This is a genomic window from Planococcus sp. CP5-4_YE, assembly GCF_019042655.1.
GTDB lineage: Bacteria > Bacillota > Bacilli > Bacillales_A > Planococcaceae > Planococcus.
In genome coordinates, this window is the sequence record NZ_JAHPZO010000013.1 from 1 (window position 1) to 17797 (window position 17797).

General features: G+C 44.7%; 21 protein-coding genes and 1 pseudogene. 12 read left to right on the forward strand and 10 right to left on the reverse strand.

The window, feature by feature from the left end; genetic code table 11:
• Both KTG14_RS13505 and KTG14_RS13510 read left to right on the forward strand, forming a co-directional pair.
• Window positions 1-324, forward strand: a 324-nt coding sequence (locus KTG14_RS13505) for a hypothetical protein (RefSeq protein WP_216971421.1), incomplete at its 5' end; no start/stop codon positions are given.
• A pseudogene (locus tag KTG14_RS13510) lies at window positions 302-529 on the forward strand (ATP-binding protein); the annotation flags it as partial. The gene KTG14_RS13505 and the pseudogene KTG14_RS13510, both read left to right, overlap by 23 nt.
• Before the next feature lie 20 nt (window positions 530-549).
• Here KTG14_RS13510 and KTG14_RS13515 read toward each other — a convergent pair.
• Window positions 550-1419 (reverse strand): hypothetical protein, encoded by an 870-nt coding sequence (locus KTG14_RS13515; protein WP_216971422.1) that lies wholly within the window; start codon window positions 1417-1419, stop codon window positions 550-552.
• Window positions 1420-1678: 259 nt separating this feature from the next.
• On the opposite strand from KTG14_RS13515, the gene KTG14_RS13520 reads away from it, so the two are divergent.
• Window positions 1679-2023 (forward strand): cyclic-phosphate processing receiver domain-containing protein, encoded by a 345-nt coding sequence (locus tag KTG14_RS13520; protein ID WP_216971423.1) that lies wholly within the window; start codon window positions 1679-1681, stop codon window positions 2021-2023.
• A gap of 308 nt (window positions 2024-2331) precedes the next feature.
• On the forward strand, window positions 2332-3114 hold the full coding sequence (locus tag KTG14_RS13525; protein ID WP_216971424.1) for an alpha/beta hydrolase: 783 nt from the start codon (window positions 2332-2334) through the stop codon (window positions 3112-3114).
• 292 nt (window positions 3115-3406) lie between these two features.
• Here the strand turns inward: KTG14_RS13525 and KTG14_RS13530 are convergent, their stop codons facing one another.
• Entirely contained in the window at window positions 3407-3862 is a 456-nt protein-coding gene (locus KTG14_RS13530; protein WP_216971425.1) for a hypothetical protein, read from the reverse strand.
• A 174-nt stretch (window positions 3863-4036) separates the two neighbouring features.
• Here KTG14_RS13530 and KTG14_RS13535 point away from each other — a divergent pair, with 174 nt between their 5' ends.
• From KTG14_RS13535 to KTG14_RS13570, 8 genes are all read left to right on the forward strand, one after another.
• Window positions 4037-4468, forward strand: a complete 432-nt coding sequence (locus KTG14_RS13535; protein ID WP_216971426.1) for a hypothetical protein — start codon at window positions 4037-4039, stop codon at window positions 4466-4468.
• Window positions 4469-4573: 105 nt separating this feature from the next.
• Window positions 4574-4951: a hypothetical protein gene (locus KTG14_RS13540; RefSeq protein WP_216971427.1), complete on the forward strand. Its 378-nt coding sequence runs from the start codon at window positions 4574-4576 to the stop codon at window positions 4949-4951.
• A gap of 63 nt (window positions 4952-5014) precedes the next feature.
• The gene (locus KTG14_RS13545; protein WP_216971428.1) at window positions 5015-5248 is read left to right on the forward strand and encodes a hypothetical protein; all 234 of its coding nucleotides are present in this window, start codon (window positions 5015-5017) and stop codon (window positions 5246-5248) included.
• A gap of 153 nt (window positions 5249-5401) precedes the next feature.
• The gene (locus KTG14_RS13550) at window positions 5402-5875 is read left to right on the forward strand and encodes a hypothetical protein (RefSeq protein WP_216971429.1); all 474 of its coding nucleotides are present in this window, start codon (window positions 5402-5404) and stop codon (window positions 5873-5875) included.
• Between the two features lie 247 nt (window positions 5876-6122).
• Window positions 6123-6872: a DUF817 domain-containing protein gene (locus KTG14_RS13555; protein WP_308462029.1), complete on the forward strand. Its 750-nt coding sequence runs from the start codon at window positions 6123-6125 to the stop codon at window positions 6870-6872.
• Window positions 6873-6995: 123 nt separating this feature from the next.
• A complete protein-coding gene (gene guaC / locus KTG14_RS13560; RefSeq protein WP_216971430.1) occupies window positions 6996-7979 on the forward strand; it encodes a GMP reductase in 984 nt (327 codons plus the stop codon).
• Between the two features lie 668 nt (window positions 7980-8647).
• Entirely contained in the window at window positions 8648-9379 is a 732-nt protein-coding gene (locus KTG14_RS13565; RefSeq protein ID WP_367948941.1) for an EAL domain-containing protein, read from the forward strand.
• 77 nt (window positions 9380-9456) lie between these two features.
• The gene (locus KTG14_RS13570) at window positions 9457-10410 is read left to right on the forward strand and encodes a GGDEF domain-containing protein (RefSeq protein WP_216971431.1); all 954 of its coding nucleotides are present in this window, start codon (window positions 9457-9459) and stop codon (window positions 10408-10410) included.
• 155 nt (window positions 10411-10565) lie between these two features.
• On the opposite strand, the gene KTG14_RS13575 is transcribed toward KTG14_RS13570, so the two are convergent.
• The 8 genes from KTG14_RS13575 to KTG14_RS13610 form a co-directional block, all read right to left on the reverse strand.
• Window positions 10566-10736 (reverse strand): hypothetical protein, encoded by a 171-nt coding sequence (locus KTG14_RS13575; RefSeq protein ID WP_216971432.1) that lies wholly within the window; start codon window positions 10734-10736, stop codon window positions 10566-10568.
• Between the two features lie 101 nt (window positions 10737-10837).
• Window positions 10838-11839 carry an ABC transporter ATP-binding protein gene (locus tag KTG14_RS13580; protein WP_216971433.1) on the reverse strand — a complete coding sequence of 334 codons (1002 nt, stop codon included), beginning with the start codon at window positions 11837-11839 and terminating at the stop codon, window positions 10838-10840.
• Window positions 11799-12821 carry an ABC transporter ATP-binding protein gene (locus KTG14_RS13585; protein ID WP_216971434.1) on the reverse strand — a complete coding sequence of 341 codons (1023 nt, stop codon included), beginning with the start codon at window positions 12819-12821 and terminating at the stop codon, window positions 11799-11801. Before KTG14_RS13585 ends, KTG14_RS13580 begins: the two co-directional genes overlap by 41 nt.
• 7 nt (window positions 12822-12828) lie before the next feature.
• Window positions 12829-14388 (reverse strand): glutathione ABC transporter substrate-binding protein, encoded by a 1560-nt coding sequence (locus tag KTG14_RS13590; RefSeq protein WP_216971435.1) that lies wholly within the window; start codon window positions 14386-14388, stop codon window positions 12829-12831.
• 19 nt (window positions 14389-14407) lie between these two features.
• Window positions 14408-15295: an ABC transporter permease gene (locus tag KTG14_RS13595; protein WP_216971436.1), complete on the reverse strand. Its 888-nt coding sequence runs from the start codon at window positions 15293-15295 to the stop codon at window positions 14408-14410.
• A gap of 15 nt (window positions 15296-15310) precedes the next feature.
• The gene (nikB, locus tag KTG14_RS13600) at window positions 15311-16252 is read right to left on the reverse strand and encodes a nickel ABC transporter permease (protein WP_211655339.1); all 942 of its coding nucleotides are present in this window, start codon (window positions 16250-16252) and stop codon (window positions 15311-15313) included.
• A gap of 368 nt (window positions 16253-16620) precedes the next feature.
• A complete protein-coding gene (locus KTG14_RS13605) occupies window positions 16621-17070 on the reverse strand; it encodes an Lrp/AsnC family transcriptional regulator (RefSeq protein ID WP_068487539.1) in 450 nt (149 codons plus the stop codon).
• 229 nt (window positions 17071-17299) lie between these two features.
• Window positions 17300-17746 carry a GNAT family N-acetyltransferase gene (locus KTG14_RS13610; protein WP_216971437.1) on the reverse strand — a complete coding sequence of 149 codons (447 nt, stop codon included), beginning with the start codon at window positions 17744-17746 and terminating at the stop codon, window positions 17300-17302.
• Window positions 17747-17797: the final 51 nt, after the last annotated feature.

Consider the following 17797-nt stretch of genomic DNA (forward strand, 5'->3'; position numbering starts at 1 on the left):
TCTTTCTTTTTCTTTCTAGTGTGTATAAGAGACAGTATAAATAGTTTAGATCAAGAAGGTGATTTGAGTGAAAAAAGTGAAATGGAAAAAGGAAGAGAACTTGTATTAAGTTGGTCGTGGAAACCTTTTCAACTACCTATAAGTAAAGTGCCATCAGTCTCCACTGAAAGTGGAGAAATGTCTCTCTCGTTTTTGTATCCCGCAGAATTTGAATCCTTTATATATCCGGGAGTTAATGGTTTTATAGGGGGACCGCTGAGTGAACCATCATTTGATGTTCCGCTATCTGCCAAACCTATTCCTATTCTTCCAGTTTATTTATGAAATGTATGACAAAGCAGCCTTTATCTTGACTTCGAATAAGGGGCCAGCTGAATGGGGAAAATTTTTGGGGGATCCCACCTTAACAACGGCCATTCTAGATCGCCTTCTTCACCGGAGTGAAATTCTTACGTTTGATGAAACGCAAGACAGTATCCGGATGAAATATAGAAAGTCACTATTTGAAAATCCAGGTGTTGAATCTTAATTGGGGAAAAGTGTTGAATTCTACTTGACGGTTACATCTGCTTTTCCTAATAGAGATTTTGAAGCTATATCAGGAATTTTAGAAAGCATCGTGTCGTTAATATTTCCTTCAATATGAGTTTCCATAAAAATACTTGCTTTGCAATCCTGTAATACGTTTCCATTATTAACTTTTTTAATATTTCCCTTATTAGTATTCAAGTTCAAACATAAGGACGGCACTTTTGTGTTTAAAGGGTTTATGATATCTGAAAATGTCATAGATGAAAATGGATTATCAATAAACTTCTGAACCAGATTATCTGGCAGAGGAACAATTCTTCCAGTCACTTCCACATTTTGAAACTGATATTTCACCGCATCTTCTTTAGTGAGAAGAATAGGAATAGGTTTGGCAGATAGCGGAACATCAAATGATGGTTCACTCAGCGGTCCCCCTATAAAACCATTAACTCCCGGATATATAAAGGATTCAAATTCTGCGGGATACAAAAACGAGAGAGACATTTCTCCACTTTCAGTGGAGACTGATGGCACTTTACTTATAGGTAGTTGAAAAGGTTTCCACGACCAACTTAATACAAGTTCTCTTCCTTTTTCCATTTCACTTTTTTCACTCAAATCACCTTCTTGATCTAAACTATTTATATAACTTTTAGGCTTATATAAGTGAGCATAGTCTATCAATTTCCCTTGAATTTTAATATGATCTTTATAATCCAATTTGGAACTTAAAACCCCTTCTAAAAGCTCCTTCCGAGACTCCACACTTACAGTAGTCAGTTTTTGGTATATCTCACTTATTTTCCTTCCTTCCTCATAAAAACCTCTAGCATCTTGATAAAATCCTAATCCAGTTTTAAGTAACTCTACTGCACTCAAAAAACCCAAATCAAACTCCTCCTTAAACTAAATTCCATGTTTCCACTCTAATTTTAAAAAAGTAAGAACATTGAAAAGTGGTGAATAAGAATTAGTGCATTCATCCAAACAATAACTAAAAGTATTATATGTAAAATATACCCTATTACATTATTAAATTACATTCAATCTGTTTAGAAATTTCAGTTTTTACAACTATGAAGAATAACTTCTTGTTTTTTGGGTGTAGATATAAAGTTAATGTAGGAGTTTTAAAAAAGGAACTAAATTGTATGTCGACGATTTGAGGAATTGCCCAGAAGGTTATGTCGTAGCGAGGAATATAGATGAGGCGATTGATTACTTGGAAAACTATAAGGCGAAGATTCTGTCGTTAGACCATGACCTCGGGGAAGATGCAGACGGCCAGTTGCTGCCGACCGGATACGATTTGGTCAAGTTGTTTTGCGAGCGGGGTTATCATGCCGATAGGATTTACATTCACACGGACAATGGAGCCGGCCAGGAGAATATGTACCATACCTTGAAAGACGCTCAGCGGAGAGGCTTTATCGCTCCGGATATTGAGATCCATCACTATTCGATTGCGGTGAACCGGTATTCTGGTGATTGACGCCCCCTGAGTTAAAATTGATTTATATTTACTACTTTGATCTTTTTGACGAACTTGTTCACCCGAGACAAAAAATAAAGACGCCTTCTTGTTGAATGCTTACCGCATTTATGGAGGCGTCTTTTGCTGTTTCTGTTTTCACTTTGTTTGAACCGATCTGCCCCATTATTATGAAATACTTCTAATATCTAAACTCGACTTTTTATTCGCTATGGACTGTGAAGATAATCGACAGCCATTTGAAATGGCGTACAATATCTAATAATAGATAGACAGTCATTCTAAGCAGATATAAAGGAGGCACGGCTTTGTTAGAAACATTCCATACATACATTTCTTCATTCAAACAAGAAAGATTAATCCGGGTATATCTGCCAAAAAGCTATTCGACAGAAAAGAAAAGCTACCCCGTGTTGTATATGCACGATGGGCAGAATGAATTTCAAGATATAGAGGCTATCGGCGGGAAATCTTTGGATCTTGAAAATTATTTAGATGCAAATGGATTGGACCTTATCGTCGTTGCGGTCGATCAAAACCCAGAAGCAAGAATTGATGAGTATTGCCCTTGGGTAAGCGGTGAATATAGCAAAAGCATATTAGGCAAAGAGAGTCCAGAAGGCGGAAAGGGAATGCACTACGTGGATTTTATCGTCAGCGAACTAAAGCCGCTGATAGATAGCAACTACCGGACAGTTCGTGATCAGACCGCGATGGCCGGTATTTCTTTAGGGGGCCTTATCTCTGTCTACGCTATGTGCCGCTACCCTCACATTTTTAAACACATAGCCGTCCTGTCTTCTGCCTTTTACCGCAATCAAGAAGAAATCATGAAGCTGATCGAGCAGACGGATTTGTCGCTAGTTGAAAGTGTTTATATGGATTGCGGAACCAAGGAAGCGGGGACTGATGCAAAAGTGAACGAGAAGTTTCTAGCTTCCAATCAAATGGTCTATGAACTGCTAAAAGAAAAGGTATCTAATATGCAATTTGAAATTATTGAAGATGCTGAACACAATTATTCATATTTTAAAGAGAGAGTTCCAAGTATATTTGGCTTTTTAACATCAAACGATTTCCGTGAGAACTAGAAATCGACTAGTTGAATCCATTTTCAGTGCGCTGCCGCAAGGTTCGCTAAGCTTCAAACGTAGGGGCTCGCGATTGAAGTTCAAACTAAAAATCTCCGAAAGAGTATATACGCTCTTTGGGAGATTTTTTCACGTCTATTCTTTTAAAGCTCTTCTACTACCACTTGCCCATTGTAATCCGACAACGGTATAACCCCGGTCGAGCGTTAGGACGTTCTCAGATGATTCGTTGTGAAAGCACTGGTCTTACTCGCTTTTCTTCCCAAACCTATAGATTCCTTCTAAGTTTTGATTAAGCCTCGTCCATTCTGATAATCCTAGGCTCGTATTCTGAGACCACGATAAAGAACTCGTCTCTTGTGCTATACAGATGGACTTCCACTTGGTCCAGAACGTCTTCGTAGATTGTCGCGTTGCGGTATTTATCGAGACCGCTCCAGTCGATGATTTTGAAGAAGAATGACGTATGTTCAGAGAAGTTGTCAGGCCTATCGATATCATTGACCCACAAATCAGAACGTCCGACATGCGTGTCATAAGCAAAATGCCATACTGCAAATTCAGCGGTACATAATTGATCATAGATAATCTGGAGCTTGTTTTCGTGCTCGTCGCTGATGATGAGTTCCAGTTGTGATGGGCTTTTGGAGACATTTACTAATATGAGTTGAGACGGGTTGTTTGCTCTTAAGGCTTCGATTCCGCGCGGCTGCCAAAACTGCAGCTTTTCTTTATGAGTCTCATCCATGGGTTCCCCACATCCCCTCAGAAATTCAACACTACTTCTCACTCTAGCTTATCAGATATGTGAAAAAATCAGTTCCTATTTCAACTATTTTTAAATGAATATTATAGTCTATATAATTTCCAAATAAAGATATATAATAATTCTAATCACTTATAAAAATAGGGGGAATTTAATATGACTAGTAAACTAAATGCTCGTTTGGTCAATAAAGATATACTTGAAAATAGACTTGGGTTCAAACAACATTCTCGCTCTATCATCTTTTTAAAAAATAGCTCTCTAGTTCTTTCACCTTCAGTTCAAAATCAATACAATTGGTTCGATATTAGAAAACCTAACCTGGATTTTTATTTGGATACCCCCTCCTACAAAGGAACTCTAGTCATTCGCTTTTTCGATAAACTTTTAGTTGCCAATTTAGATGATTTTGTAAAAAAAATGATGCCTGCCAATAAATTTGTTTTCCATAAAATTATCGGACCTCATTGGAAATTCAGAATTAAAAAAACCGGTCGTTCATACTCCATTTATAATCAACAAAACAGTTCCATTCTTTATCCAATTGAAGAATATTCAGTAGAAGCATTAGAAAAATTACTTAATTAATTGATTCCTATGCGATTAATAAATCCATATTTTCCTTAATACTCCAATCTCTCTTCTGTTACACTGGAAAAAAGAGGGTTTTATCCCATGAAAGGAGAGTATTGGATGAAAACTTACTGGTTGATCGGCATTGTGGTGCTTGTCGATATGACGCTGCTATTGGTGGACGATTACTTTCCGGGTACACTCCGCTCCTTGGGCATCCCGGTATGGTCATTGTATGCACTGCTTGGGGTTTTGGTTCTGGTGAGCACACTGACACACAACCCTGAACTGGAGAAGCGTTTTGGGCTCCATACCTTATTGTTATTGTCTGTTTATCCGATGCTGGTGATGGTTTTATTGACCTTGCTTGGCGGCGTGTCAAAGAGCGGCCTGTCTGTAACGAGCCCCCTCCTTTGGATCTTATGGGGAGCGGTTTTGTGGATGGGATGGCGCGATTATCAAAAGGACAAAGAGCAGGACGAACAAACGCTGGATTGAACAGTTCTCTAAGATACATATGGCAAGAGTTTGCTACTCAAATAGAAAGGATGGCCCGTTGCTATGCTATGGATACTTACACAAAATAAACAAGACCTGATGAATGTTAAGAGTGTTGCTGCAAAAGGAAAGCACGTAGAAGGTTTTGTAGAAAACAGCCTATTGGATCAATGGAATAAGGTGATGGGTAAATTCGACTCGAATGAGAGAGCATTAGAAGTTCTTACGGAAATTTTTGCGAAGATTGATGAAAGCGATGGGGCTACCGTTACGTTTACTATGCCTCCTCAACAGTAAGAACAAATGACTTAGGTTCGGATTTGATCACACATAAAAAAACATCCTCATTATTTATGTGAAATAGTACGTACCATTGAAATGCAAACCAGTTTATCCTACTAAAAAGAACGAGTAGATTTTAAGGTTTTCTAAATGGAAAGGAATGATTCAATGGAGGAAGAGCAGTGGGACATAAAAGAAATTAAAAAGTTAAAGAAAAAGCAGTTACTTTGGGGCAATCTCTTTATGCTGGTGATCTTCGTATTGCTTGTTTATTTTTTGGAAAGTGACACACTGTTCTTCGCCACTTGGATTGTTTTAGCCGGCCTTTTAGTTTCTTCAGCTTTTAGCTTGTATACATTGATAACAGGCAATCTTATTGGGACGAAAACCAGCCGGCGCGTTCAAGCATTCGATAGGAGTCGTTGGGGCGAGAAGCGTTGGAAACGCAAGAAAATAATTGAACTCTTCCTATTCATCATTTTAGGTATCGTACTGGTGTTCTTTTTGACCACCACAGATTTCAATTTTCCAAACCAAACAATTTCTGCTCCCCCTTTCGCCTTTATCGGGGCCTGGGTCGGCTACAATATAGGTGAGATTACGCGTCTGACAAACCTGAAAGAGCCATCAGCGAACAGCTAGCCGCTCTTCTCCTATCTACTAGATACTTGTGCCACTCAGTTAAACTACATAACCGAAAAATCTCAGTTCCGAAGACTGAGGTTTTTTTGTGCCCTCATTATTTTTGAACACTTATACCATCCTTTTGCCTCTCCTCCCCTGGCAACCTCCCCTCACCCACAGCGTCCATTTTTAAAACCCTACTCCCAGGAGGCGCTGTGTGATGAAAACGTTTTGGCTGTTCGGATACCGGCAAGCGCTTTGCTGAATTTTTCCCGTCATTATTTTCGCGGCACTAGCTGTGTCGAAATACATCGAGATTCCTTTTGTGCCCCGGTATGATTTTATTTTGCTGGTGTGCATACTCGCGCAAGTGTTCATGCTCACTTCCAAACTGGAGACTTGGGATGAGTTCAAAGTCATCCTCGTGTTCCACGCCATCGGGCTCGGCCTTGAATTGTACAAGGTCCATATGGGCTCGTGGGCGTATCCCGAAGAAGCCTACAGCAAGTTTTTCGGCGTGCCGCTCTATAGCGGGTTCATGTACGCCAGTGTCGCGAGTTATATTTGCCAGGCGTGGCGGCGTTTCGATCTGCAGATGTATGGCTGGCCCAAGCCTTTCTACAGCATCGTCATCAGCGTGTTGATCTACGCGAACTTTTTCACGCATCATTTCACGTATGACATCCGCTGGGGGCTAAAGCTGTTATTGGTGCTGATTTTCTTCCGCACAATCGTGACGTTTCGCATCGATGACAAAATCTTTAAGATGCCGCTGATCCTGTCGTTCCTGTTGATCGGATTCTTCATCTGGATCGCGGAAAACATCACGACCTTCCTTGGCGCCTGGCAATACCCGAACCAGGAAGCGGCCTGGTCGCTCGTCCACATCGGTAAAATTAGCTCGTGGTTTTTGCTCGTCATCATCTCGGTCATCATCGTCGCCCAACTAAAACGGGTGAAAAGCTCCTTGAAACAACCCGCGCGAAGCAGTGTGATGGCAGAAAAAGAAAGCTGATAGAAAGTTTGGCATTCCACGCAAAGAACTTTTGACATTCCCCAATAAATGGAGTAAATTATCATATGGACGAACAATAACATTCGTTCTATCGAATAATATTCGTGTTTAGGGGTGTAATTAATGGAAAATGTATTTGATTACGAAGACATTCAGTTAGTTCCTGCAAAAGCAGTGGTAAATAGCCGTTCAGAATGTGATACATCCATAGAGTTTGGCGGGCGCACGTTTAAATTACCAGTCGTGCCGGCCAATATGCAGACAATCGTCGATGAAAAAATCGCCAAATTCCTGGCTGAAAATAATTATTTCTACATCATGCACCGCTTCGAGCCGGAAAAACGCTTGGCGTTCGCAAAAGATATGCAAGAGCAAGGGCTGTATGCGTCGATCAGCGTCGGGGTCAAACCGGAAGAGTATGATTTTGTGCAAGCACTTGTTGACGCTGGCGTGACGCCTGAATACATCACGATCGATGTGGCGCATGGCCATTCGAATTCTGTGATCGACATGATCCAGCACATCAAAAAATCGCTTCCGGAAAGCTTCGTCATCGCCGGAAACGTCGGGACACCAGAAGCTGTGCGCGAGCTGGAAAATGCAGGCGCAGATGCAACAAAAGTAGGCATCGGGCCAGGCAAAGTGTGCATCACCAAGATCAAGACCGGCTTCGGCACAGGCGGCTGGCAATTGGCTGCACTGCGTTTGTGCGCGAAAGCTGCCAGTAAACCAATCATCGCAGACGGCGGCATCCGTACTCACGGCGATATCGCAAAATCGGTACGTTTCGGCGCTTCGATGGTGATGATCGGCTCGTTGTTCGCAGGTCACGAAGAATCTCCTGGGCAAACCGTCGAGCAAGACGGCAAGCTTTTGAAGGAATATTTCGGTTCGGCGTCCGAGTTCCAAAAAGGCGAAAAGAAAAACGTCGAAGGCAAGAAAATGTACGTGGAATTCAAAGGCTCGATGAAAGATACTTTGACCGAGATGGAGCAGGATCTGCAGTCCGCGATTTCCTATGCGGGCGGCAACCATTTGCTCGCCATCCGCCAAGTGGATTATGTCATCGTTAAGAACTCGATTTTTAACGGGGATAAAGTGTATTGATCAATTGAATCAGAGCATTGGAAAAGCGGCCTTTTGCAATGGCCGCTTTTTTGTATATGAACTGCCTCATTCTAATGTGCAATTGATTCTTTAAGTAGACTGGAAATTTTATCTGCAGACAATGACCTTAGCAAGCAGTCCCCCCCCCTCTCCAGTTTCCGTTAGCAATCCGCTATTGGCTTTGGGCTATAAATGGCTGTGAAAAACAATAGGCACGTGAACTGAATAAGATCGCGCCCATCTCCATCCAGACGAATTTTCGATTTTTTAAACGGCTCCCTTCAGTAAAACCAGCAATGCATATCAGCATCCGGATTCAATTGCAGGAATTGGCTGCATAGTTTGGCTTTCTGTTCGTCTTGACAGGCAAATACATTGGCATTGCTTGCTCTCATAACAGAAGATTTGCTTTGTAGCAATGTATACAAAGACTTTCAGTGCTGTTGCCGGCTTCCATCAAATTCCGTTGTATTGATATTTAACTATAATTTAACATTTCCTTAATAGTCTCTATATATAATAGGAAGATAGTAACAACTTTTAATTTATATAGAAGGAGAAGGGTCCCCATTAGTCTTAGCCGTGCATTAAAGTTCATCACTTATATAAACGAAAATCAAAAAATACTCTATGAGGCTAGCCGTAAAGACAAGGAAGTTAAAGAACTGATCTTCCATGAAAGTTTCGCCACCGCCTTTCAGCCAATTTTATCCTTGGCCGAAGGAGACACAATTGGGTTTGAAGTACTAAACAGGCCAAAAAGCACAATTCATTTTCCGACTACAGAAGATTTCTATTGCTATATAGGAAAAAGCAATAATGTTTTCAAAATTGAAGGCTTTTTGCGCAATCTCTCATTGAAAAGATATGCGGAGCAGGCTGCAAAACCTGGGAGACAGGAAGAGGGATTGATTTTCTTGAACATTCAACCGCAAGTATTAACGGATGCTTCCTATCGCAGTCAGACAACGTTGGATTTATTGGCGAAATACGATTTATCACCGGACCGAATCGTTTTGGAGCTGACTGAAAAAGAGTCAGTGACTGACTATAAAAGTTTCGAAAAAATTATCAATAATTACCGGCAACAGGGGTTCCGCATTGCAATCGATGATGCCGGGACCGGATACAATAGCCTTAAAACCATCCTTTCCCTGAAACCCGAGTTTATCAAGATTGATAAATTCCTCATCAGGGATATTCACGCGCAGCCACCGCAGCAGCAATTGGTCGAATTGCTGTTGGAGTTTTCACAGCAATCCAACACACTCCTGGTGGCCGAAGGAATTGAAAATCAACAAGAACTTCATTTCCTTAAAAAATTAGGCATTCATTTCGGACAGGGGTATGCACTTGGCCGGCCTGATCCGGAGTTAAAAAAGGGGCTGGTGGAAGTTTAAGTGCAAGTCTTGCTGCAGAAGTTCTTCTTCAAAACAGGACCATCCATACCACTAACTTTAAAGGGAGATTAGGAGCCATGACTTATATAGGAGAGATTGCGCAAGAAATAATGTGTGTATCGTTTGACACCACTTGTGAAAAAGTGGATATGCTCTTCCAAGAGGATCCAAAACTGCAGGGGCTTGTCGTGACAGAGGATGAACTCTCAGCTGGGTTGATTACCCGCACAAACTTCTATCAAAAAATGGGTACACGCTATGGGTATAACCTTTTTTTAAAAAGACCTGTAAAGCTGCTGGCCAATAATTCCCCGTTGATCGTCGATTATTTCACCTCTGTCATCGAAGTCAGTAAACAGGCAATGGGACGGCGTGATGAGGAAGTTTATGATGATGTCATCGTCAGGAAGGACAACGCCATATATGGTGTTGTCAGCATTAAGGAACTGCTGCTCAAAGGTGCGGATATCCAGGCAAATGTCGCCCGGTACTTGAATCCGCTTACGTTACTGCCTGGAAATTATATTATTGATGAGAAATTGAAGAATCTTTTTCGGCATTCCAGTAATTTCACCTTTTTATATATTGATCTTGACCGCTTTAAGCCTTACAACGATCTTTACGGTTTTAGAAAAGGCGACGAGTTCCTGCAATTTACAGCCACGACCTTGAAAGAATGCTTTTCAGCGCCCGATTGTTTCATCGGGCATGTGGGTGGAGATGACTTTGTTGTCATATTGAATCATTTTGACTTTGAAAACTATTGCCAAGATGTCATTAAGACTTTTGACAATAAAGTGCAGTACTTCTATTCGAAAGAACATTATGCGCAAAAGACGGCGTACGGTGAAAACCGTTTTGGAAAAATGGAAGCGATCCCGCTTGTCTCCATTTCCATCGCAATTGTAAAAAACGATTACGATCGTTTTCGGAATGCTGAAGAATTAGTAGCCGAGGCAACCCGCTTAAAAAAAATCTGCAAGGTGAAAAGTGGCAGCTGCTATTATATCGAACCCTCTTTTGTTTCGTGAGCATCCCAGAGATCGCCTCGCCGATGAGTTCGGATTCAATCAAACGAATGCAGCTGGCTTATAAAATATGATCGTCGGCTGATAACGGGCATGTCGGGCCGCGAAACGGTGTGGTGGCCCCATTTAAACCCTTAACTGATCCACCACAGATCCTTTCATAGCCCGTTCGGCTGTTCGCCGTCTTTCTTCAAGCAGCTATGCTTGCGAAGTCGGGAACCATCACTTTGAAATGGTGGCGTATCAGTTGGACGCTTGTAGAAGAGGCGACTGCCGGCCATGATTTTTCCAGCCTGCATTTGCCCCACTTGAATATATATTTTACCCACATAAAAACACCTCCGATTTCAGTACTTGTAGCAAATGTACCGTTTCGGAGGTGTTTTATAAGGACTCGTTTTACTAATTTGGTCTACTGCCAGCGACTTTTTTATCCTGGAAAATGACAGGCTGCAAAATGATTTTCCCGGTGTTCGATAAATTCCGGCTTGTCAACTTTGCACACGTCCTGCGCGATCGGGCAGCGCGTATGGAACGGGCAGCCCGATGGCGGATTTGCCGGGTTGGGCATTTCCCCGACCAAGCGCACGCGGTCTTTTTTCGCTTTGACAGTCGGCCTCGGAATAGCTGACAGCAAGGCTTGCGTGTACGGGTGCAAGGGGTTTTTGAAGATATTCGAGACATCGCCCATTTCCACCGTGTTCCCTAAATACATGACCAGGACGCGGTCGCAGAAATAGCGGACCACCCCAAGGTCGTGCGAGATGAACAGATAGGACAAATCGTATTTATCCTGCAAGGTTTTTAACAGCTTAAGCACTTGCGCCTGCACCGATACGTCCAAGGCCGATACCGCTTCGTCGCAAATGATGAATTGCGGATTGAGCGCAATGGCTCTCGCGATGCCGATGCGCTGGCGCTGCCCGCCGCTGAATTCGTGGGGGTAGCGGTCATAGTGCTCCGCTTTCAAGCCGACTTCCGTCAGCAAATCCATGACAGCGGTTTTGCGTTCCTGCGCCTGCAGATCGGTATGCATCTTGAACACTTCATCGAGTGCATGCCCGACGCGCTGGCGCGGATTTAGTGAAGCGTAAGGATCCTGGAAAATCATTTGCATTTCTTTAACGAACTTCTTTTTTTCTTTCTTTTTCAGATCTTGGATTTCCTGCTGGTCGAACTGGATTTTGCCGTCGGTCAGGTCTTCCAGGCCGAGGATCGTGCGTCCGAGGGTGGATTTTCCGCAGCCGGACTCGCCGACGACGCCGAGGCTTTCGCCTTTATACAGCTTCAACGACACCGATTCCACCGCTTTGACGTTCCCGGTGACTCGTTTCAAGACGCCGCTTTTGATCGGGAAGTATTTCTTCACATTATGCAGTTCCAACAAGATTTCAGGGTTTAGCGGCAAGGTCTCTGTCTCTGCTGTATTCATCGGTTTCCACCCCCTTTTTCTCGGCATACCAGCAACTGGCAAAATGGCCTTCTGACACCGTGATTTCCGGCGGCGTTTCCGCTCTGCACTTGTCCGTTGCGAACGGGCAGCGCGGATGGAAGCGGCAGCCGGAGATGTGTTCATCCAATCCCGGCATATTGCCAGGGATCGGTTCGAGCTCGAAATCCGGGTCGTCCACGTTCGGCACCGAATTCAACAGGCCACGCGTATACGGGTGCTGCGGATTCTCGAAAATCTCTTCGACCGGCCCTTCTTCGATTTTCTTGCCTGCATACATGACCATGACGCGGTCGGCGACTTCAGCGACGACGCCCATATCATGGGTAATCATCATAACGCCCATATCAAAATCCTTTTTCAAGTCATTGATCAAATCCAAAATCTGCGCCTGGATCGTGACATCGAGCGCCGTCGTCGGCTCATCCGCAATCAATAGGCTCGGGTTGCAGGCGAGCGACATCGCGATCATCACGCGCTGGCGCATGCCGCCGCTCAATTCATGCGGGTACTGATTCAGCCGTTTTTCAGGATTCGGTATGCCCACCTGTCTCAATAATTCGATGCCTTGCTGCGATGCATCTTTTTTGGAAATGCCTTTATGCAGCATTAGCGGCTCGCGCAATTGATAGCCGATGGTCAATACCGGGTTCAAGGCCGTCATCGGCTCCTGGAAGATCATCGACATCCGGTTGCCGCGGAGCTTGCGCATTTGGTCGGCCGACAGCTGTTGAAGCGGTTCGTTGTCCAGCAGAATTTCGCCGCTTTCGATTTGTCCGTTGGAAGGCAGCAGGCGCATCACAGATAGCGACGTGATGCTTTTTCCGCAGCCCGATTCTCCGACGATGCACAGCGTTTCGCCTTTTTGGACATGAAATGAAACGTCTTTGACGGCTTGCACGGTCCCTCCGGAAGTGCGGAACGATGTCACCAAATTTTTCACTTCAAGCAATGCGTGTGTCATATTTCCCCTACTCTCTCGTTACGTTATACAAGCTCCATTGTCCATTCGGGTCCATTTCCAAGCCTTGGATGGATTCATCCGTAGCCGATGTGACCACGCCGTGATACATGACGATGGCCGCATCTTCAGCGAGCATCAATTGGTTTGCTTCGTTTAAAATTTCACGGCGTTCTTCCTGGTCGACGCTTGTGCGGGATGCTTCGACCAATTCGTCGAATTCTGGATTGTTGTATTGGGCACGGTTGGAAGCGCCGATATTGTCTGAATGGAAGTTCGGATAGAGCATTTCAGAACCATCACCCGTAACATTCGACCAGCTCAGGAATGTCAGGTCGTATTCCCCGCTGCGCGCTGTATCCAGGAAAGTTGCCCATTCCATCGTTTCGATTTCAACGTTGAATCCAGCTTCCGTCAATTGCGATTGGACGATTTCTGCCATCAAGATGAAGTTGTCGCGGTTGGCGGACAGCAATTTGATCGGCTCATCGCCATAGCCGTTTTCTTCTACCAATTGTTTCGCCAGTTCAGGGTCGTAATCTGTTCCTGCGTCATCCGCCGATTCGTCGTAGCCGAATACTTGCGGCCCGAGGATGCTGTCGCTTCTGACACCCAGATCGTTCAAGTTTGCAACGAAGGCATCGCGGTCGATGGCACTCGCTACCGCTTTACGGAAGTCCGGATCTTGATTGCGTTCTTTTGAGTGGTTGAACGTCAAATAATAAACCGGTGTACCGTCTTGTTTCGTCACTTCGACATTATCAATCGATTCGATGCGTGAAATTTGTTCTGTCGGCAAGGCATCCAGGAAGTTGACTTCGCCTGTCTGCAGCATGGAGATCGCCGTTGACGTTTCAGGGACTACTTTGAAGACGACGCGGTCCAATTCCGGCGCACCGTTCCAGTAGTCTTCGTTTTTCTCAAGTACGACTTGGTCGCCGATTGACCAGCTCGCGAATTTGAATGGGCCAGTACCGACTGGTTCTTGCATCAAATCTTGTGCTTGGTCAGCAGTCGGGCTGACGATGGCCGCATTGGAGTGGGACAAAGCTGCCAATAGCGGGCCGTACGGATATTTTGTTTTAATTTCTACAGTGTTTTCGTCCACTACGGTAATTTCATCAATCGGCTCCAATAGGGAAGCACGCGGCGCAGCCGTTGCCGGGTCGCGCAGCTTATCGAAGGTGTATTTTACGGCTTCCGCATTAAACGGCGTGCCATCTTGGAACTCGATCCCTTCTTTCAAGGAAATCACCCATGTTAGCTCGTCCGGTGTTTCGTAAGACTCTGCGAGCATCGGCTCGATTTCCATCGTTTCCGGATTTCTGACGAACAACTTTTCATAAACTTGCTCTGTGACACTTGAGGAGACCGAGTCATTGGTCATAATTGGCGAAAGCCCTACCGCATCAGTCGTCGACGCATAGATGATTTCCTGGTCGACATCACTTGATCCGCTTGATGAATCGCCGCCTGTTCCTTCTGCGCCTTCCGGGATGGTGCTTTCCGAACATGCGCTTAAAATCAATATCCCGAGCAACGCCAGTAAAACGAGCCAGTATTTTTTCATAAATGATTCCCCCTATTTTTTATTCTTGTAGATCCATGTTCGGATCGAGTGCATCGCGCAATCCATCACCGAGTACATTAAAAGCAAAAACTGTCAGCATGATCGCAATGCCGGGCACGATGGTCAAATGAGGCGCTGACCACATAAAATCCTGCCCCTGCGAAATCATGGCGCCCCATTCCGGTGTCGGAGGCTGTGCGCCAAGCCCTAAATAACTAAGTGCTGCCGTGGAAAGAATGGCCGTGGCCATGCGCATCGTCGCAAACACGATGATCGGTGCCGAAGCATTCGGCAAAATGTGGCGGATCATGATGCGCAGATCCGACGCTCCCATCGAGCGCATCGCCATGATGTATTCTTTCTCTTTAATGGAAAGAACCGAGCCGCGGACGATGCGTGCACAAGTTGGAATCGACCAGATGCTGATGGCAATCGCTACATTCACAAGGCTTGTGCCAAGAATCGCGATGATCAGCATCGCCAGCAAGATTCCCGGGAAGGAAAACAGCAAATCGACAAATCGCATGATGATTGCATCCAACTTGCGGTAATAGCCGGCTAAGAGTCCAAGGATTGTCCCGCCGATCAAGCCGAGAGAAACGGCGGTGATGCCGACGACAAGCGAGATCCTGGCACCGAAGACGATCCGGCTCCACACGTCGCGTCCGTAATTATCGGTCCCGAGCCAATGCCCTTCACTGAAAACCGGCAGTTCGCGGTTCGCCAAATTTTGGGCGGCCGGGTCATACGCGGTCATGAATGGCGCAAACAACGCTAAGATGATTTGCAAGATGACGATTACTAAACCGACAATCGCCAATTTATTCTTGAACAAGCGCCTCATGGTGGTGACAATGTATTTTTCGCGTTTTTTGTCTTTTGTTTTTACTGACTCGACAGTTGCCATGAGCCTCCTCCTTTCTTAGTCATATTTAATTCTCGGGTCGATATAGGTGTAGATGATGTCGACCAGCAAATTGACGAGTACGAACAAGGTCGCGACCAACAGAACCGAGCCTTGCACCATCGGGAAGTCGCGGGCTGCAATGGCATCGATCATCAGCCGCCCGACACCGTTGATGGCAAATACTTTTTCGGTGATGATGGTTCCGCCGAGCAAGAAGCCGAAATTCAATCCGATGATCGTGATGATCGGGATCATGGCGTTTTTCAATGTATGGATCCAAATGACGTTCTTTTCTTTGACCCCTTTGGCACGTGCCGTTCGGACGTAATCGGCGCGGATGACTTCAAGCATCGAAGATCTCGCCATGCGCGCGATCATTGCGGCTGACCCTGTCCCTAAAGTAATCGCCGGCAGGATCAATTCCTTGATGCCATCGAGTGTGTACCAAGGGCTCGACATGCCCCCTACCGGCAGCCATTGAAGATTGACCGCAAACACGAGGATCAATAAGGCCCCGAGCCAGAAGTTCGGAATGGAGATGCCCGCCAGTGCGAACGTGGTCGCTGAAACGTCCAGCCAGGAATTTTGCCTCAACGCCGAGATCAGGCCCGTAATGATTCCGATGATCACGGCGACGATCATGCTGGCGACGGCCAATTTCAATGTATTGGGAAAGCGCACCATGATTGCGTCAGCCACGGGCTGCGTCGTCTGATAGGAATAACCGAAATCGCCTTGAACGGCATTCCCGACATAACGAAAGTACTGCGTCAGAAACGGATCGTTCAACCCGAGATTTTCTTCAATCGCCTCGATATCGGAAGCCGTCGCTGTCGGTCCGCCAATGACAGCAGCCGGATTCCCGGGCGCTATATGCATGGACGAAAAGACAAGAAACGATATGCCGAACAATAAGAACACCAATTGCAACGTTCGCTGAATAATTAGTGAAACCAAATCCACACCTCCTAGACATTAGTAAAGCATTTATCCTTTTTTGATTAACAAAAGAATAAATATTGATGTTTTACAGTATAAAGTAATCGAATATTAAATTCTATATGAATTTTCAATTAATACATAAAAAATCGTTATTTTGGTTCTTTAAGCACTAAAAATTAATTTTTTAGTTACTCAATGTCTTATTAATTGTAATTTCTTATCCATTTTGTTTGTTCATTTGGAAATTCGCGACATTTCATTACGTGACCCAAAATAAAAACCAGCACCCTAAAAAAATAAACTGCTCCACGCTCGTCGAATTTCTACTAGACGAGGGCGATGCAGAATAAATGGGGTGCTGGTTTTTAAATTTTTCGAAGCTATTACAGTTTAAGCCCGTTTCTGCTTTTGAATCTTCGCAGCAGGATATGGCTTTCGACTCGCGTGATGCCTTCGAGTGCATACAATTCTTCGTTGATGAACTTTTCCAGATCGATGAAATCGTCCACCAAGACGTGCATGTGCAAGGTGGAAGGTCCCGTCATCTGATAGCAGCTGGCGACTTGCGGGTTGTCAGCCAAAGCTTGTGCCACTTCGACAAGTGAACCCGGCTCGCAATCCACTTCAAAGAATCCGGAAACTTTCTTGCCTACCTTTTCGCTGTTGATGACGACGGTAAACTTCTCGATGACGCCTTCCTCAATCAAGTTTTGAACTCTTTCCCGGACAGCGACACGGGACAGATTCAATTCTTTCCCGATATCCACATATGAAGTGCGGCCATTGATCGTCAACAACTCTAGAATTTTTTTATCGGTATTATCCAACTTCATGTTTTACACCTCTGATTCGTATTGATTGATTTCATTATATCCATTCTCCGCAAGTTTTAAAATGTGCGTTTTGTTGCAGAACTGGTATTTGGACATACCTGCCTTTTAAATCCATGACTAATTCCTGCGAGAAGACTCTCGCTTTTAAGCTTTGGGGATTTTCCTTATGATACCACATGTCAAATATCCCCTATTACTTTGGGCGCGAGGATACGTCAGATCGACCGCTTCAAGAAAGCAGCTTTTTCTCCAACACGATCTTTAACTGTCCGCGCTGATCGGCTTCCGTCTTTAAGACGTCAAACCCTGTCTGAATGTTCAGCAGCAGCATGCCGCGCCACTTGTTCATCGTCTTGGTGCGGACGATTTCGTAGCCCAAATCCTTTAGGTCTGCGTGCTGCCTGCGCATCAGGTCAGACGCGATTCCAAGCTTCCGGAAGTCTGGATGCACGCCCCCGAGCCAACTGTAGAAAGTTTGATCGTCCAGCCCGTAGCCAATCTTATAGCCCGCGACTTGATCGTCTACTAAAGCCGCATAGATCAACACATGTTCTTGGCTATTGAGTTTCTCCAGCCAATGGCCTGGCCCACCGAAAATCTGCTGGTGCAGCGTAGTGATTTCTTCCGTTATATGCTTGGGCGGTTCGGCAATGAATTTTTGATAGCTGATGTTCATAAGCTTGCCTCTTTCTTATGTAAGATGATGATGCAAGGTTTCCTACTGTAT

Excerpts from the sequence above, each read along its gene's own strand:
- KTG14_RS13530 (WP_216971425.1), bottom strand. The coding sequence starts at position 3,862 with ATGGATGAGACTCATAAAGAAAAGCTGCAGTTTTGGCAGCCGCGCGGA.
- KTG14_RS13535 (WP_216971426.1), top strand. The coding sequence starts at position 4,037 with ATGACTAGTAAACTAAATGCTCGTTTGGTCAATAAAGATATACTTGAA.
- KTG14_RS13540 (WP_216971427.1), top strand. The coding sequence starts at position 4,574 with ATGAAAACTTACTGGTTGATCGGCATTGTGGTGCTTGTCGATATGACG.
- KTG14_RS13545 (WP_216971428.1), top strand. The coding sequence starts at position 5,015 with ATGCTATGGATACTTACACAAAATAAACAAGACCTGATGAATGTTAAG.
- KTG14_RS13550 (WP_216971429.1), top strand. The coding sequence starts at position 5,402 with ATGGAGGAAGAGCAGTGGGACATAAAAGAAATTAAAAAGTTAAAGAAA.
- guaC (WP_216971430.1), top strand. The coding sequence starts at position 6,996 with ATGGAAAATGTATTTGATTACGAAGACATTCAGTTAGTTCCTGCAAAA.
- KTG14_RS13570 (WP_216971431.1), top strand. The coding sequence starts at position 9,457 with ATGACTTATATAGGAGAGATTGCGCAAGAAATAATGTGTGTATCGTTT.
- KTG14_RS13580 (WP_216971433.1), bottom strand. The coding sequence starts at position 11,839 with ATGAATACAGCAGAGACAGAGACCTTGCCGCTAAACCCTGAAATCTTG.
- KTG14_RS13585 (WP_216971434.1), bottom strand. The coding sequence starts at position 12,821 with ATGACACACGCATTGCTTGAAGTGAAAAATTTGGTGACATCGTTCCGC.
- KTG14_RS13590 (WP_216971435.1), bottom strand. The coding sequence starts at position 14,388 with ATGAAAAAATACTGGCTCGTTTTACTGGCGTTGCTCGGGATATTGATT.
- KTG14_RS13595 (WP_216971436.1), bottom strand. The coding sequence starts at position 15,295 with ATGGCAACTGTCGAGTCAGTAAAAACAAAAGACAAAAAACGCGAAAAA.
- KTG14_RS13605 (WP_068487539.1), bottom strand. The coding sequence starts at position 17,070 with ATGAAGTTGGATAATACCGATAAAAAAATTCTAGAGTTGTTGACGATC.
- KTG14_RS13610 (WP_216971437.1), bottom strand. The coding sequence starts at position 17,746 with ATGAACATCAGCTATCAAAAATTCATTGCCGAACCGCCCAAGCATATA.